General features: G+C 69.9%; 13 protein-coding genes. 3 read left to right on the top strand and 10 right to left on the bottom strand.

The features are described 5' to 3' along the window. Window positions 1–109: 109 nt before the first annotated feature. The 9 genes from OG625_RS22935 to OG625_RS22975 all read right to left on the bottom strand — a co-directional run bounded on the left by OG625_RS22935 (window position 110) and on the right by OG625_RS22975 (window position 11129). Window positions 110–1912 (bottom strand): carbamoyltransferase family protein, encoded by a 1803-nt coding sequence (locus OG625_RS22935; protein WP_329384269.1) that lies wholly within the window; start codon window positions 1910–1912, stop codon window positions 110–112. Between the two features lie 18 nt (window positions 1913–1930). After that, window positions 1931–3055: an NAD(P)/FAD-dependent oxidoreductase gene (locus OG625_RS22940; protein ID WP_329384272.1), complete on the bottom strand. Its 1125-nt coding sequence runs from the start codon at window positions 3053–3055 to the stop codon at window positions 1931–1933. Further along, complete coding sequence (locus tag OG625_RS22945) at window positions 3052–4053, bottom strand: hypothetical protein (RefSeq protein WP_329384275.1); 1002 nt, start codon at window positions 4051–4053, stop codon at window positions 3052–3054. Before OG625_RS22945 ends, OG625_RS22940 begins: the two co-directional genes overlap by 4 nt. A 78-nt stretch (window positions 4054–4131) precedes the next feature. Continuing rightward, window positions 4132–4596: an SRPBCC family protein gene (locus OG625_RS22950; protein WP_329384278.1), complete on the bottom strand. Its 465-nt coding sequence runs from the start codon at window positions 4594–4596 to the stop codon at window positions 4132–4134. Window positions 4597–4696: 100 nt separating this feature from the next. Beyond that, window positions 4697–5761 (bottom strand): NAD(P)-dependent alcohol dehydrogenase, encoded by a 1065-nt coding sequence (locus tag OG625_RS22955; RefSeq protein WP_329384281.1) that lies wholly within the window; start codon window positions 5759–5761, stop codon window positions 4697–4699. Between the two features lie 81 nt (window positions 5762–5842). Continuing rightward, entirely contained in the window at window positions 5843–7204 is a 1362-nt protein-coding gene (locus OG625_RS22960) for an aldehyde dehydrogenase family protein (protein ID WP_329384285.1), read from the bottom strand. Further along, a complete protein-coding gene (locus OG625_RS22965) occupies window positions 7204–8262 on the bottom strand; it encodes an AMP-binding protein (RefSeq protein WP_329384288.1) in 1059 nt (352 codons plus the stop codon). The genes OG625_RS22960 and OG625_RS22965 overlap by 1 nt, the downstream gene beginning before the upstream one ends. A gap of 51 nt (window positions 8263–8313) precedes the next feature. Further along, a complete protein-coding gene (locus OG625_RS22970; protein ID WP_329384291.1) occupies window positions 8314–9273 on the bottom strand; it encodes a hypothetical protein in 960 nt (319 codons plus the stop codon). Between the two features lie 578 nt (window positions 9274–9851). Then, window positions 9852–11129 carry a M6 family metalloprotease domain-containing protein gene (locus tag OG625_RS22975; protein ID WP_329384293.1) on the bottom strand — a complete coding sequence of 426 codons (1278 nt, stop codon included), beginning with the start codon at window positions 11127–11129 and terminating at the stop codon, window positions 9852–9854. Between the two features lie 247 nt (window positions 11130–11376). Between OG625_RS22975 and OG625_RS22980 the strand changes: the two genes are divergently transcribed. From OG625_RS22980 to OG625_RS22990, 3 genes are all read left to right on the top strand, one after another. Then, window positions 11377–12168, top strand: a complete 792-nt coding sequence (locus OG625_RS22980) for a TetR/AcrR family transcriptional regulator (protein WP_329384296.1) — start codon at window positions 11377–11379, stop codon at window positions 12166–12168. Between the two features lie 104 nt (window positions 12169–12272). Then, window positions 12273–13808, top strand: a complete 1536-nt coding sequence (locus OG625_RS22985) for an MFS transporter (protein ID WP_329384299.1) — start codon at window positions 12273–12275, stop codon at window positions 13806–13808. Between the two features lie 110 nt (window positions 13809–13918). Then, window positions 13919–14734: a dioxygenase family protein gene (locus OG625_RS22990; protein ID WP_329384302.1), complete on the top strand. Its 816-nt coding sequence runs from the start codon at window positions 13919–13921 to the stop codon at window positions 14732–14734. Here OG625_RS22990 and OG625_RS22995 read toward each other — a convergent pair. Continuing rightward, the gene (locus OG625_RS22995; protein WP_329384305.1) at window positions 14731–15363 is read right to left on the bottom strand and encodes a Uma2 family endonuclease; all 633 of its coding nucleotides are present in this window, start codon (window positions 15361–15363) and stop codon (window positions 14731–14733) included. The genes OG625_RS22990 and OG625_RS22995 overlap by 4 nt on opposite strands. Between the last annotated feature and the right edge of the window lie 18 nt (window positions 15364–15381).

Raw genomic sequence — 15381 nt, forward strand, 5'->3', positions numbered from 1 at the left:
GCGAGCGAACCGGACGGCCCGCGAGGACGCGGTCGCCGCGCCCACGTACCGACAGCAGACCACCCGGCTCGAAGAGCCGGGTGGTCTGCTGTGCGACGGGTGTGGAACGTCACGCGGCCGGGGCGGCCTTCCTGACGAGGTAGTCGCCGAGCACCACGTAATCGATCTCCGTGCCGAGGAAGCAGTTCAGCGCGTCGGCCGGCGTGCACACGATCGGCTCGCCCGCCACGTTGAACGAGGTGTTGATCAGGCAGGGAACGTCGGTCAGCGCCGTGAACCGGCGCAGCAGGGCCGCCAGCCGCGGGGTGTCCTCATCGGTGAGCGTCTGCACCCTGGAGGTGCCGTCCACGTGCGTCGCGCCCGGGAGCACGTCGCGGAACTCCGCCTTGATCGGGAACACGAAGGTCATGTACGGCGAACGCGTCTTGCGGCCCATCTCGAAGACCTTCGGGGCCTCCGATTCGAGCACGAGCGGCGCGAACGGGCGGAACGGCTCGCGGTGCTTGACCTTGGTGTTGATGATGTCCTTGATGTCCGGGAAGCTCGGGTTCGCAAGGATGCTGCGGTGACCCAGTGCTCGGGGGCCGTGCTCCAGCCGTCCCTCGAACCAGCCGATGACGACCTTCTCGGTGAGCAGCTTCGCCACCTGGTCGACGACCTCCTCGTCGCCGCCCAGCTTCCGCCACTCCACCCGGCCCTCGAACTCGCGCAGGGCCTGCTCGATCGCGGTCTCGTCGTACTCCGGTCCGAGGTACGGGGTGACGCGCGGCGCGGGCTTGTCCCTGCCGGCACCGTCCGCGTGGTTGATCCAGGCGTGCGCCGCGGCGCCGATGGTGATGCCCGTGTCGCTCGCGCCGAAGCTCACTTCCATGTCCTCGAACCGCGACCCCTCGAACAGCGGGGTGTTGTTGAGGCAGTTGAGCGCCACGCCGCCCTCGAACAGCAGGTGGTCCAGATCCGACTTGCCCTCCAGCGCGCGGATCTGGTGGCGGGTGACGACGTTCAGCATCTCCTGCGCCGCGGCGGCGACCCGGGCCTGGTACTCCAGGGTCTCCTCGCGCGGGCCGAAGTACTCCTCGAAGACCGGATCGAGGCTGAGCGGGTTGTCGGTCTCCAGGGGCCGGGTGAAGGTGTAGCGCCCGTCCTCCTCCAGCCGGACCAACCGCTCCAGGAACGGGTTCGACGCCGGGGGCTCGGCGTATCCGGCCAGGCCCATCACCTTGTACTCGTCGTTGTTCGGCACGAAGCCCAGGAACCGGGTGATCGCGCTGAACAGGATGCCGATCGAGTACTCCGAGCCGATCGCGGTCTCCTCGAAGACCCGGATCCGGCCGTCGCGGATCTCGCCCATCAGCGTTGAGAACCGCTCCGCCCGGCCGTCGCTGACGAGGAACGCGGAGTCCTTCATCCCGGCCAGGTAGTAGCCGGTCATGGCGTGCGCGAGGTGGTGGGGTACGAACACCACCTTGGCCGGGTCCGGGGTGAAGCCCGTGCGCGCGGCGAAGTCGGCGAGGATGGCCTCGGGGCCGACGATCTCGTCGAACAGCCGGCCCATGCTGTGGACGAGGTACTCCCGCGACGCGGGCTCCATCGGGGCCCGCGCGATGTCCGCCAGCAGCTGTTCCTGGAGCTCGGCGGACCAGTTCCAGGGAATGGCCAGCAGGTCGATGTCCGAGAACTCGAGACCGGCCTGTTCGAGGCACCACTGCACCGAGTTGAACGGGAAGTCGGTGGTCTTCTTCTCCCGGTTGAGCCGCTCCTCCTCCACGGCGGCGACCAGCTCGCCGTCCACCAGCAGCGACGCACCCGCATCGTGGCCCATGAGGTAGTGCTTGTTGATGCCGACCGCGCCGAGGTTCTCGGAGAAGAACTCGGAGATGCGCGTGAAGCCGTTGCACCCCAGGACAATCATGAGAGTTTCCTTTCTTGGCTACGCGGACTCGGCCGAGGCGCCGGGAAGGCGAGCGGTGGTGAGGCCCGCCGTGTCGGTCCAGGGCTGCTTGCCGAGTACGAGGTCGCGGATGATCTCGCCGGCGGCGGGTGCCTGGCACAGGCCCTGGCCGGAGAACCCCGCCGCGTAGAGGAAGGGGCGTGAGGGATCGCGGCCGATGAACGCCATCCCGTCCGGGCTGATGTCGAGGTTCCCGCTCCACCCGTGATCGAGGTGGTTGTCGGCGAGCTCCGGGAAGGTGGAGCCGAGGTGGTGCGACACCCGCCGCAGCCAGTCCTCCCTCGATTCGTCCGCGCCGGGGCGGCCCATCCCGACGAGGATGCGGTCTCCCCAGCTACGGATCCGCAGGCTGGACGGGTGCATGGTCATCGGCAGCGTGGTCTGCGCGGCACCGGCGGGCGTGTCGGTGAGCAGCATCTCGATGGGGTACGTGGCCGCGGGAAGGCGTACGTCGGCCATGGCAGCGACCTCGCCCGCCCAGGGGCCGGCCGCGCAGACGACGGTGTCGGCGCGGATGGTGCCCGCGGGCGTGTGGACCCGCCCGTCGGGGTCGATGCCGGTGACGGGTGTCTGCGTGTGCAGCACGGCGCCGGCCTTCCGGGCGGCGTCGGCGTAGCCGCGCACGATGGCGGCGGGGTCGCAGGCGTAGGCCTCCGGAACCCAGGCCGCCGCCAGGATGGTCCCCTCGTCGACCAGCGGGTTGAGCCGGGCCGCCTCGGCGGCGGTCACGAGCTCGACGTCCACTCCCGCGGCCCGCTGGGCGGCTTCGGTGCGCCGGTACTCCTCCACCTGCTGTTCCTCGGTGAACAGCACCAGCAGGCCGATGCGCTCCAGGCCGAGGTCGGTTCCGGTCCGCTCGGCGAAGGAGTGGTACGCCTCCATGCTGCGGGTGGCCAGGCTGCTGATCAGCGTGTTGCCGGGGAAGTAGGTGCGTACGACGCCCGCGGTGGTTCCGGACGATCCGGATCCGAGCTCGCCACGTTCCAGCAGGACGGTGCCGACGCCGGCTTCGGCGAGATGGCACGCGATCGAGGTGCCGATGACACCTCCGCCGATGACGAGGACCTCCGTGTGGTCGGGCAGCCGGTCGGGCAGCCCGCTCATGCCTGCCGACCGGCTTCCGCGGTGGCGGGCTGCTGGCGCAGGTGGTCGCCGGCGTCCCAGGGGAACAGGTGCAGGTTCCAGCCGCCGAGGGTGTTGATGTAGAGGGCCATCTGGCCGGCCACGGCGAGGAAGTCCTCGCGGTCGAGCTGGTCGAGGCAGGCCAGGAAGCGCTGGGTGAAGTGCCACAGCTTCTCCAGGCCGCAGTAGCCCAGGAACTCGGCGGGGACGCCGACGAGGAGGCGCGCCATGTGGTGCAGGGATTCGATCGGCATGTCCTGGACGGCGCCGCGGATGAGGCCGCCGTAGGAGGCGTACCCGAGGGGGCGGGTCTCGCCGTTGACGAACAGCAGCGTGGGCAGGACCGTCTCGAAGCTGCCGGCCCCGGACGGGATCCGCGACTGGTGCATGTCGGCGAGCTCGACCGGTTCGGTCAGCCAGATCCGCTCGGTCTCGGCGTGCACGTCGTGCAGGAGCCGGTCCGCGTCGGCGTTGGTGGCGGTCAGGCGGGGGATGTGGTGGCCGCCCGCCGAACCGGCCTTGCGGACCTCGACGTGGACCGGCTTCTTGGTCGAGTAGACCGAGTCCCATACGGCCCGGCCGGCCTCGTTCAGAGCCGGCAGGTCCTCTTCCCGGATCCGGCCGATGGGCGCCGCAGGCATGGGTTCGGTCAACTCGCCGTACTTGATGCCCAGATGCTGCAGTCCGGACAGGAACACCGTCCCGTTCGGCGCCTCGCGCCGGTCGGCGATCCGGTGCGCGGGGTGGGTGTACAGCAGCTCGTGGATCGGAGCCATGTGGTAGAGGTGCTCGCCCGCCACCAGCGCGTGCCCCTGCAGGCTCTGGTAGGGCAGCGACTTCCACAGGACGTCGACCAGTTCCGGGTTGCGGTCGTCGAGTTCCGCGGTGACGGTGATCCCCAGATCCGGCCAGGCTATCTCGATGCTCCGGGCGGAGACGTCGGACGAGGAATTCACTTCGTGCGGCAACTGCTGCGTCAAGGTATTTCCTTAGTTCGGAGAGATGGGCGAATACAAACCGTCACGCGGGCCGGGATTTCCCCGGCCCGCGGGCCGGGGCTACTTCTGTGCGAAGTGGTCCCGCATGGAATCGGCCTGCTTCGCCATCAAGGAGATGATCGTCTCGACGACTTCGGTGTCGGCGTCCTCGGCGATCGTGAGCTCGCGCGTCCAGTCGAAGAAGCAGCGGCTCGGGTCGTTGGTGATCTCGCGGATCCGAATGGTGGCGACGTAGGCGTCGACACCCGTCGCCGGCGCGATGGCGCGGTAGCTCTGGGACCGCAGCACCTCGTCGCGGCCGGCCACCTCCTGCTGCACGAGGCCGTCGTTGAAGGCGAGGGTGAAGTCATAACGTGCCGGGACGCGTTCGGCGGATCCGCCCTCGGCCCAGCCCACGTTCTTCGCCCCGTCGCCGGACACGATCGCCACGACCTTCAGGGCGTCGCGGACCACGGCCCAGACGGCGTCCGGGGTGGCGTCGATGATGGTCGAGTCGTACATGGTGTGCTTCCGCTGAATTGCCATCAGAACTCCAATTCGGGCAAGGGAAAACCCTCGCTTCGTCAATGAGTGAGGAAGGGAGTGAGGAAGGGATTGGGGGAACGAGTGAAGAACGGGCGGTGGTTCAGGCGGCCGGAATCGTCGACGCGTCGATCACGAAGCGGTAGCGGACGTCAGAGGTCAGCACCCGCTCGTACGCCTCGTTGATCTGTTCGCCGGAGACGACCTCGATGTCAGGGCCCAGGTCGTGCTCCGCGCAGAAATCCAGCATTTCCTGGGTTTCGGCGATACCGCCGATCAGCGAGCCGGCCAGCGTTTTGCGGCCGGCCATCAGGGAGAACAGCATCACGCTGCTCGGGGCCGACGGGGCGCCGACGTTCACCAGCGTGCCGTTCGTCCTGAGCAGCGACAGGTACGCGTCGAGTTCGAGGTTGGCCGACACCGTGCTGATGATCAGGTCGAAGGCGCCGGCCAGCCGCTCGAACGTCGCCGGGTCGGAGGTGGCGTGGAAGTGGTCCGCGCCCAGCCGCTCCCCGTCGTCCTTCTTGCCCAGGGTCCGCGAGAGCACCGTCACCTCGGCACCCATGGCGTGCGCGATCTTGACACCCATGTGGCCGAGGCCGCCCAGGCCGACGACGGCGACCTTCTTGCCGGGGCCGGCGTTCCAGTGGACCAGCGGGGAGTACAGGGTGATGCCGGCGCACAGCAGCGGCGCGGCCTCGGCGAGCGGGATGCCCTCGGGGATGCGCAGCACGAAGTTCTCGTCGACGACGATGTGGGTGGAGTAGCCGCCGTAGGTGGGACCGCCGTCGGGGCCGGGCGAGTTGTACGTCTCCACGGCGCCGTTCGCGCAGAACTGCTCCTGGCCGCCCCTGCAGTTGTCGCAGTTCCGGCAGGAGTCCACCATGCAGCCGACGCCGACCCGGTCACCCGTGCGGTGCTGGGTGACGCCCGGGCCCACGGCGGTGACCACACCGGCGATCTCATGGCCCGGAACCATCGGGAAGACGCCGCCGCCCATGTCGTCGCGGGCCCGGTGGATGTCGGTGTGGCAGATCCCCGTGTACTTGATCTCTATCAGCACGTCGTGCTCGCCCACCGGCCGCCGCGGGATCGTGCCGCGCTCCAGCCTGGAGCCGGCTGCGGGGACGAGGTAGGCGGGCACGGAGGTGACGGTCTGTGCGGTCATGTCCTTCTTCCTGGAGGATCAACGGACTGGGTGCGGGCCGTAGGCCGTACTCCGCACGACATCCGCGCAGGTCAGCGCAGGTCAGCGCAGGACGGTCTTGGTACGCATGAGGAAGTCGGCGAGATAGCCGTCGTGCGGGAGGCCGGGCGCCATCCACGGGGTCGGATGGTCACCGATGTAGACGTTGCCGATCGTCGGCTCGGCCACCAGGGCGTCGATCAGGTCCTCGTCGGTGGTGACGGCCGTGAGGACGAGCGTGCCCCGCAGGGGCCGGATCCCGGCTTCGCGGTCCCACGGTGCGACCCATGCGCACGGGAAGCCCAGTTCCATGCCGAGCTGCGCGTCGAAGGGGCTGTCGAGCTGGTGCACGGCCGGCCGCAGCACGGCGGTGCCGTCGCCGAGGTCGTCGAGGATCCCGTCGCCACCGAGCCACGCCTTGGTGTCGGCCGCCCGCTGGCGAAGTCCTTCCTCCCACCGGCGGGCGGGGCCGATCGGCATGACGGGCAGCACCGCCCGATCGTCCGACGGGGGCAGGCTGGGCAGCGCGGCGAGGCGTTCGGCGAGCGCTGCCGCCACCGGGGTGGGGTCGCCTTCGACGAGTACGCCGGTGGCGTTGACGCAGCCGACGCCCCCACCGCTGCTGATCGACTCCACGATGGTGTCGACGATCGGCTCCCAGTCGGCTTCGGCGGTGATGAGCACCTTGGAGCGCCCGGGGCCCTGCGGCAGGATGCGCGGATCGTCCGCGTACTTGCGCATGACGTCGTCACCGCCGTAGACGATTCCGAGGTCCGCGTGCCGGAGGATCTCGTCGGCCGCCTGGTGGTCGGTGGGCAGCAGGACGATCCGGTCCTCGCCGAATCCGGCCTCGCGCAGGGCGGTGACCAACCGGTGCGGCGTGAAGGCCTCGCGCCGGGACGGACGCACGGCGACCCGGTAGCCGAGCGCGACGGCGTCCAGCCAACCTTGGTGCACCGACGGGTGGTTGCCCGCGGCGTGGACGGCGAACACGTCGCCCCGACGGGTCCACACCGCCCTGCCGCCACGGGTCAGCGGATCGCGCCACGAATCGACCGCGCCGGCCGGCCGTGCGTTCTGCATGCTGTGGTGGATCCGCTCGGCGGCCCGCGCGATGTCGGCGGTGGCGCCTCGTACCGTCGTGATCGGTGTGCCGGTGGCGGCGCTGACGGTGCGCTGGTACTCCTCCGCCGTCAGTCCCGCGACCCGCTGCGTGGCGAACGCCCGGCCCGCCTCGGCGAGCGCCGCGATCCGTGCGTCGAGGGGCATCACCGGTGCGCGGTGCAGTGCTTTCATCGCGCGGGTGACGTAGAGCGGCGGTACGAGACTCAGGGTCGCGATCGGGTTTCCGGCGAGGTCCGGGATCGTCTCCTGCCGCCGCGATCGATAGGGGCCGTTCGGGCCGAGAGCGTCGAGGAACAGCATTAGTACACGCCCTCGATCACCGGCGCACCGCTGAAGGACTCCACGGGAGCGACGTCGGCGAGCGAGTCGCCGAAACCGTCCGTGGCCGGTGCGATCCGGGTGGCGAAGTCCCGTTCGGCGTTGTTGACCAGCAACGCCGTTCGGCTCATGTGGTGGACGATCACCTGCCCGCGTTCGCCGTACGGAACGACCCGGCCGGTTTCGGGGTCGACCACCCGGAAGGTGGTGTACGGGGCGAAGGAGTCGAACACGCACGGCTCGTCGGCTCCGAGGCCGGGGCGCTCCACCGATGTCCCCAGCATCATGGTGCTGCCGTAGCCCCCGACGAGCTTGGTGTTCGGGAACACCTCGTCGCGCAGCAGATCCCGGGTGTCGGCGTCCAGATGCGTACCGCCCCAGATGATCGTGCGGACCTTGCGGTTCACCAGCTCGACCAGGTCATCGCGCTGGGCGAGGCGGTCCAGCATCGGCGGAGTGGCGAAGAGCACGCCCACGTCCTGGCTGGACAGGACGAAACCGATCTGCTCGATGAGGTGATCGGTGTAGGCGCTGGCCATGTCCATGTGGCCGTCCGCGAGCAGCTTCTTCACCCATCGCGGGTCCAGATCGATGGCGAAGTTCAGCCCGCCCCGAAGCGCCGCGGTGTCGACCGCCATGGCTCCGACGTTGTGCGGCCCGGTGGGAACGGCACTGAGCCAGTCGACGTTCCGGGGCACACCGTGTTCGTCGAGTCGCTCGCTGAACCACTCGACGCTGCGCCGGTGCCATTCCGCGGCGAACACCACGCGCTTGGGCTCCCCGGTGGTGCCACCGCTTTCGTAGACGCTGGCCTCGAGGCCGTCGCCGTAGCCCTGGGGAATCAGATCGCGGACCGCGACGTCGCGCAGTTCGTCCACCACATTGGGAAACAAGCCGAGATCGTCGAAATCACGTACATCGGTCAACGGGTCAAAGTCGAGCGTCTCGGCGCGCTTCAGCCAGAACGGCGATCCGGTCTCCGGGCTGAAGTGCCACCGCATCATCTTCCGAACGAACTCTTCGCCCTTTTGTTCAGCCATGAACTGTCCTCTCGAAAAAGTCTTCCGGGGCAGGGCACTCGTCACTTCTCGCTACTGGGGAACGGGCTGCCGGCGCAGCTGGTCCGCGGCGTCCCAGGGGAAGAGGTGAAGGTTCCAGGCACCCAGGCAGTTGATGTAGAGGGCCATCTGGCTCGCCACCGCGAGGAAGTCCTCGCGGTCGAGCTCGTCGAGGCAGGCCAGTACGCGCTCGGTGAAGGCCCACAGCTTCTCCAGGCCGCAGTAGCCCAGGAACTCGGCCGGGACGCCGATCAGCAGGCGTGCCATCTGGCGCAGGGAGTCCATCGGCATGTTCGCGACCGCGGCGCGGACCAGGCCGCCGTAGGTGGCGTAGCCGAGCGGGCGGGTCTCGCCGTTGACGAACAGGAGGGTGGGAAGAACCGTCTCGTAGCTGCCGGCTCCGGAAGGGATCAGGCCTTCGTGCAGGTCGGCGAGCTCGGGCGGTGCGGTCAGCCAGATCCGCTCGGTCTCCGCGTGCAGATCGTGGATCAGCTGCTGCGCATCGGAGTTCGCGGCGGTCAGCCGGGGAATGCGGTGTCCGCCCGCGGTGCCGGCCTTGCGGACCTCCACCAGGATCTGCTTCTTCGTCGCGTAGACGGCGTCCCAGACCGCGGCCCCGGCCTCCAGCAGGGCCGGCATGTCCTCCTGCCGGATCCGGCCCACGGGCGAAGCCGGCATCGGCTCGCTCAACTCGCCGTACTTGATGCCCAGATGCTGCAGCCCGGAGCAGAAGACCGTCCCGTCGGGCGCATCGCGCCGGTCGGCGATCTTGTGAGTGGCGTGCAGGTGCAGCAGCGAGGGGATCGGTACGTGGTGGTACAGGTGCTGTCCGGCGACCAGCGCGTGTCCCTGCAGACTCCGATAGGGCAAGGACTCCCACAGGGCATCTGCCAACTCAGGGTTGCGGTCATCGAGTTCCGCGGTGACGGTGATGCCCAGATCAGGCCAGGAAATCTCGATGTGCCGAGCGGATAACGTCGTGGTCGTGGACAAGGTTTTTCCTTCGTTCGGCGAGATGTCGGGAGCATCGGGAGTCCGGCTGGAAATCCGACATCAGGCGAACGCCTTTCAGACACAACGGCGTTGCAGACACGGCACGCGCAATCCCCCGATTAGCTGCGGCTTGTGAGGAGTAGACAGGGAATCGAGCCGGGGCAGGTAGGGGTCGAAGACATGAAAACTCCGCAGGCTGAGGCCTGCTCTTCGTGGATTCCTACGAGGCCCGGCGCCCCCGGGATGGCTCCCCTGGTGGATGATCCAGCCCCGGTTCTCCTCCGGGCCGGCGCCGATGCGGAATCAGCCAGCCGCCGTGGCCGGTTGGGCGCGTACCGCGATGACCGCCGGCTCCTCGCGAGAACCGGAACGCGGTTGTGCGCCTGCCTCGGATGGTCGATTTCGAGGCTCTGCCGACGGCGCGGCTCGGGGAGGGGGAAACGCCGGTGGCGGGCCCTCCGCTTGAGGACTCCCGGTGACGATTTCGTCGGCGTCGCGGCATGTGTCCGCATCCCGTCCGCGTGGTGTCGATATGCGGACGGGATGCGGGATGTGGGGTGCGGGCGGAGGAGGGGTCGTCAGGGGCGGATGACCCGGACCTGGTAGCTGCCGTTGCGCAGCTCGCCCACCACCGAGACGCTGATGCCCGCCTTCTCGTCGGTGAAGGTCTCGCCCGGCCGGAACGGCGCGTCCGAGAGCTCCGCGTGCACATTGGGCCGCCGGGTGCAGCCGCCGCTCGCGTCGGCGCTGTCCGAGACCGTCACCGGCCCGTGCCCGGTGTCCACGTCGGAGTCCACCTTGTAGATGAGGACGCCCGGTTTGCAGACGGCCTCGTCGTTCCCGGCCAGGGTGCGCACCTCCATCGCGTACCCGGCGCTCTCCGAGGTGGGGATGAAGGCCAGCTTCGTACCGCCCTCCACCGCCAGCGGCGACAGGACGTGGTCGCTGGTGCCCGACTTCGACGCGCAGCTGATCTGCGAGCCGTCCAGCCAGCCCAGCTTCCACTTGTGCCAGCCCAGCAGGTCGTTGTTGGCGCCCCAGTCCTCGCTCATGATGTCCCAGTGCCCGACCGTGCCCCCGCCGTCGGAGGTGTAGAGGTCGGGCAGTCCGAAGACGTGCCCGTTCTCGTGGGGGAGCACCCGGTAGCCGGTCTCCCGGTAGGTGCCGGAGCCGTCGTCCTGCCGGCTGTAGACGAAGGACGTGTTCGCCAGCGGCACCCCGTCGGCGACGGGCGCCTCGCCGTTGCCCGAGAAGGTCACCGACAGGACGGTGTCCAGGGCGGACGGCCCGGCGTTCGGCGTGACCAGGATGTTGATCAGGTCGTACCGGCTGAAGTCCACCTCGGGGTCGGCGGCCTTCGCGATGTGCTCGACGAGCTGCCGGTAGCCGGGCTCGTACGCGGACCCGCGCTCGATCCCGTACGCCGCGAAGGGCATCGGCATGCGCAGCCAGTTCCCTATCGGCGCCTCGGCGCGGTAGACGAGCCGCCCGTAGGAGCTGGTGCGGAACCAGTCGGCGGTCTGGGGGAAGAACTCCGCGAGCCGGTCCGCGGCCGTGCCCTCGCCCTTGGCGTCGGGGAAGTCGATCATCAAGTTCAGCGCCCGGACCTCGCCGGTCGAGCGGGAGTACCCCGGCGGGGTCGGCAGGCCCTCGGACATCTGCACGCCCATCGTGCCCGCGATCCGGCACGGCGCGAGGGCCGATTCGGCGGTGGTTGCCACGGGCCCGGCGGCGGAGTGGCCGCGGTTGGATATCCCGGCGCTCGCGGTCGCCGTGACGCCGAGGGCCAGCGCGGTGATGCCGATGTACGCGCTGGTGCGGCGTGGTCTGCGTATCCGGTGGCGGGTCTGCGGCATGGAGATCGCCTTCGGGTCCGCGGCAGCCGGCCCTGCCCGGACTGCGCTCTGTTCGATCACCCTCTGACGGCTCCGGCGCGGCCGCGCGTCGGGAGAGGCCGAACGTGGAAGGTCCTGTGACCCGGCTCACACTTGCGAGTGAAATAACCGGGGACCCGATCCCCGTTTGTACGTGAGTCCCGCCAAGTGGGGACCGGCTCCCCGTTTGAGGGGGTCGTACGGATCGCAGCGCCAGGGAGGCCCCGGAATGAAGCGCCCCACCACCGCCAAGGCGGCCGTATCCGCCCCCGAGGCCCCCGTGGACCTGGCGCTCCCGAACCGGCCCGCCGCCACGGCCACCGCGCCCGGGGCCGTCGTCGCGCCCGCACCCGCACCCGCACCCGCATCGTCACCCGCATCGGCACCCGCGCCGCGCGCGGTCCCGCGTCCGCGGGCCGACGCCGTGCGCAACCGCGAGCGCATCCTGACGGCCGCCCGCGAAGTGTTCGTCGAGTTCGGCTCGGGCGCCCCCTTCGACGAGGTCGCCCGCCGGGCGGGCATCGGCAACGCCACCCTCTACCGGCACTTCCCCGACCGCCCCACCCTCGTCCACCACGTCGTGCTCTTCGTGATGGACCGGGTCACGGCCTCCGCCGAGGCCTCCCTCGCCGAGGAGCCGGACGCCTTCGCCGCCCTGTGCCGCTTCACCCACACCGCCGCCGACGAGCGGATCGGCGCCCTGTGCCCGATGCTCGGCGACGACTTCGACGGCGAGCACCCAGAACTCATCGACGCGCGAACCGCCTTGGGGGAGGCCGTCGACACCTTGCTGGCCGCCGGTCAGGAGGCGGGCCTGATCCGTACGGACATCGGCATCGGCGACCTGATGGTCGCCCTGTCCCAGCTCAGCCGCCCCCTCCCCGGTATCGGCTGCCTCGACACCGGCCGGTTCACCCACCGCCATCTCCAGCTGTTCCTCGACGGGTTGAGGGCTCCGGCGCGGTCGGTGCTGCCCGGTTCGGCGGCCACGCTGGAGGACTTGAGGCGGAAAACCATGTGACTTCGACAGGCCGCCCGAAATATCGTTTTTCAGTAGATCTCAGTCGGATTCCAGTCAGTTCCAGTCAGTTTTCAGTCATTCCGCACCGTGAAGTGGGTACCCCCATGTCAAAAACAGCCGCGACACCGCCGCAGGCTGCCGCCGATCCCAGCCGCTGGAAGGCGCTCGTCTTCATAGCCCTGGCCCAACTGATGGTCGTCCTCGACGCGACCATCGTGAACATCGCCCTGCCCTCCGCCCAGACGGACCTCGGCATCTCCGACGGCAACCGCCAGTGGGTCATCACCGCGTACGCGCTGGCCTTCGGCGGTCTGCTCCTCTTCGGCGGCCGCATCGCCGACAAGTGGGGCCGTAAGAACGCCTTCGTCGTCGGCCTCATCGGCTTCGCCCTGGCCTCCGCGCTCGGCGGCGCCGCCAACGGCGAGGCCATGATGCTGGGCGCCCGCGCCCTCCAGGGCGCCTTCGGCGCGCTGCTCGCGCCGGCCGCCCTCTCCCTGCTGGCCGTCATGTTCACCGACGCCAAGGAGCGGGCCAAGGCCTTCGGCATCTACGGTGCGATCGCGGGCGGCGGCGGCGCCGTCGGCCTGATCCTCGGCGGCTTCCTCACCGAGTACCTCAACTGGCGCTGGACCTTCTTCGTCAACATCCCGTTCGCGATCGTCGCGGCCGTGGGTGCCTGGATGGTCATCCGTGAGCCCGCGGGCGGCCGCAACCGTGCGCCGCTCGACATCCCCGGCGTGATCCTGTCCACGCTCGGTCTGGTCGCGCTGGTCTACGGCTTCACCCGCGCCGAGTCCGCCGGCTGGTCGGACAGCGTGACCGTGGCCATGTTCATCGCCTCGGTGGCCCTGCTGGCCTCGTTCGTCTTCGTCGAGTCCAAGGTGAAGTCCCCGCTGCTGCCGCTGCGCGTCCTGCTGGAGCGCAACCGCGGCGGCGTGTACCTCTCGCTCGGCCTCGCCGTCATCTCGATGTTCGGCCTGTTCCTCTTCCTCACCTACTACCTGCAGGTCGTGAAGGGCTACTCGCCCGTCATGACCGGCTTCGCCTTCATGCCGATGATCGTCGGCATGATCGCGGGCTCCACGCAGATCGGCGCCCGCCTGATGACCCGGGTCGCGCCGCGCCTGCTGATGGGTCCGGGCTTCCTGGTCGCCGGCCTCGGCATGCTGATGCTGACGCAGCTGGAGGTCGGGTCCTCGTACGCGGCGCTGATCATGCCGGCGCAGCTGCTGCTCGGCCTCGGCATGGGTACGGCGTTCATGCCGGCCATGTCCCTGGCCACCCACGGGGTGGACCCGGCCGACGCCGGTGTCGCCTCGGCCATGGTCAACACCTCGCAGCAGGTCGGCGGCGCCATCGGCACCGCGCTGCTGAACACCATCGCCGCCTCGGCGACCACCGCGTACCTGACCGACCACGCGGCGGAGGCCGCGGCGGGCGGCCCGGCGGCCAAGCTCGTCCAGGCGCAGGCCATGGTCGAGGGCTACACCTCGGCCATCTGGTGGGCCGTCGGCATCCTGGTCGCGAGCGCGGCCATCGCGGTGGCGCTGATCAACACGGGCCGTCCGGGTGCGGGTGGCGTGGTCGCCTCCGGCGACGGGGCGGACGACGAGTTCAAGGTCCCGGTGATCGCCCACTGACGGGGGCGGTGCCCGCGCGGGAATGACTGAACGCCCCGCTTGGTTCAAATTTGAACCAAGCGGGGTTAGTCTTTTCGTGCGGCCCTGCACCCACGACTCAGGAGCGCCCCATGACCCCGGCCCCCGCCCCCGCATCCCCGGCCCCGAACCCCCAGGGCACCCGTATGCCGGCGCTCTACCTCAGCCACGGGGCCCCGCCGCTGGCCGACGACCCGGTCTGGCCGGGCGAACTGGCCGCCTGGTCCGCCGGCCTGCCCCGCCCCCGGGCGATCCTGATGGTCTCCGCCCACTGGGAGGAGGCCCCGCTCGCCCTCGGCGCCACCGAGCCCGCACCGCTCGTCTACGACTTCTGGGGCTTCCCCGAGCACTACTACCGGGTGCGCTACGAGGCCCCGGGCGCCCCGGAGCTCGCCGCCTCGGTCCGCAAACTCCTCAGGGCCCCGGGCACCTCCGTCCAGGACATCCCCGACCGCGGCCTGGACCACGGCGCGTACGTCCCCCTCGTCGAGATGTTCCCGGCGGCCGACATCCCGGTGCTCCAGATATCCATGCCCACCCTCGACCCGCGCCGCCTGATGGACCTCGGGCGTAAGCTCGCACCCCTGCGCGACGAAGGCGTCCTGATCGTCGGCAGCGGCTTCTTCACCCACAACCTGGCGGCCCTCCGCCATGCCGGCACGCCCGCCTGGTCGACGGAGTTCGACGCCTGGGGCCACGAGGCCCTCGCCTCGGGCGACCTGGACTCCCTGCTCGACTTCGAGGCCAAATCCCCCTCGGGCCGCCTGGCCCACCCCCGCACGGAGCACTTCGCCCCGCTCTTCGTCACCCTCGGCGCGGCCGAAGCCTCGGGCGACCTCGCCGCCCGCCGTGACACGGTGGAGGGATTCTGGATGGGCCTCTCGAAGCGCTCCCTCCAGTTCGGCTAGCCGTCGCTCCGCAGCGCCCCGGTGATGTCCTCGCCGATGGCGAACCCCTTGGCGGGCCCCTCGGGGACGACGACCTCGGTCCCGTAGGGCATCCGCACCTCGGAGGCGTACTGCGCCTCACCGGGCACGGGGCCGGTCAGCACGCTGACGGTGCCGTGTCCGTCGTAGTCGTCGATGATCACGTACACGGGGATCCCGGCCCGCGCGTACGCCCGCCGCTTGCGGCTGCGGTCCCGCGTGACGCCCTCGGGCTCCGGTGCTACGACCTCGACCATCAGGGCCACTGCCGAGGCCTCGATCCCGTACCCGTCAGGGGAGACGTGGCCCGCGAGGTCATCTGGCGCGACGAGCACGTCAGGAGCCCAGGCCCGGTGCCCGTGCTTCACGTACAGCACCTGGTAGGCGCTGTACGGACCGTCGTCCAGGAAGGTGGTCAGGCGGCTGCGCAACCTGTTGGCGACCAGGCTGTGGCGGAACGGTCCCACACGCCAGATCTCGATGAACTCCTCCACCACCTCGACGCGGAACGTCTCGGGTGGGTCGATGGCCTGCCAGGCCCGCCGGAGCGCGTCCGCGAGCTCGGGGTCCACCGGCGGGATGCCGGGTGGCTGGGAGTCGGATGTGGTCATCGCCGCACGGTATGGGCG

Origin of the sequence: Streptomyces sp. NBC_01351 (assembly GCF_036237315.1) — a bacterium.
Lineage (GTDB): Bacteria > Actinomycetota > Actinomycetes > Streptomycetales > Streptomycetaceae > Streptomyces.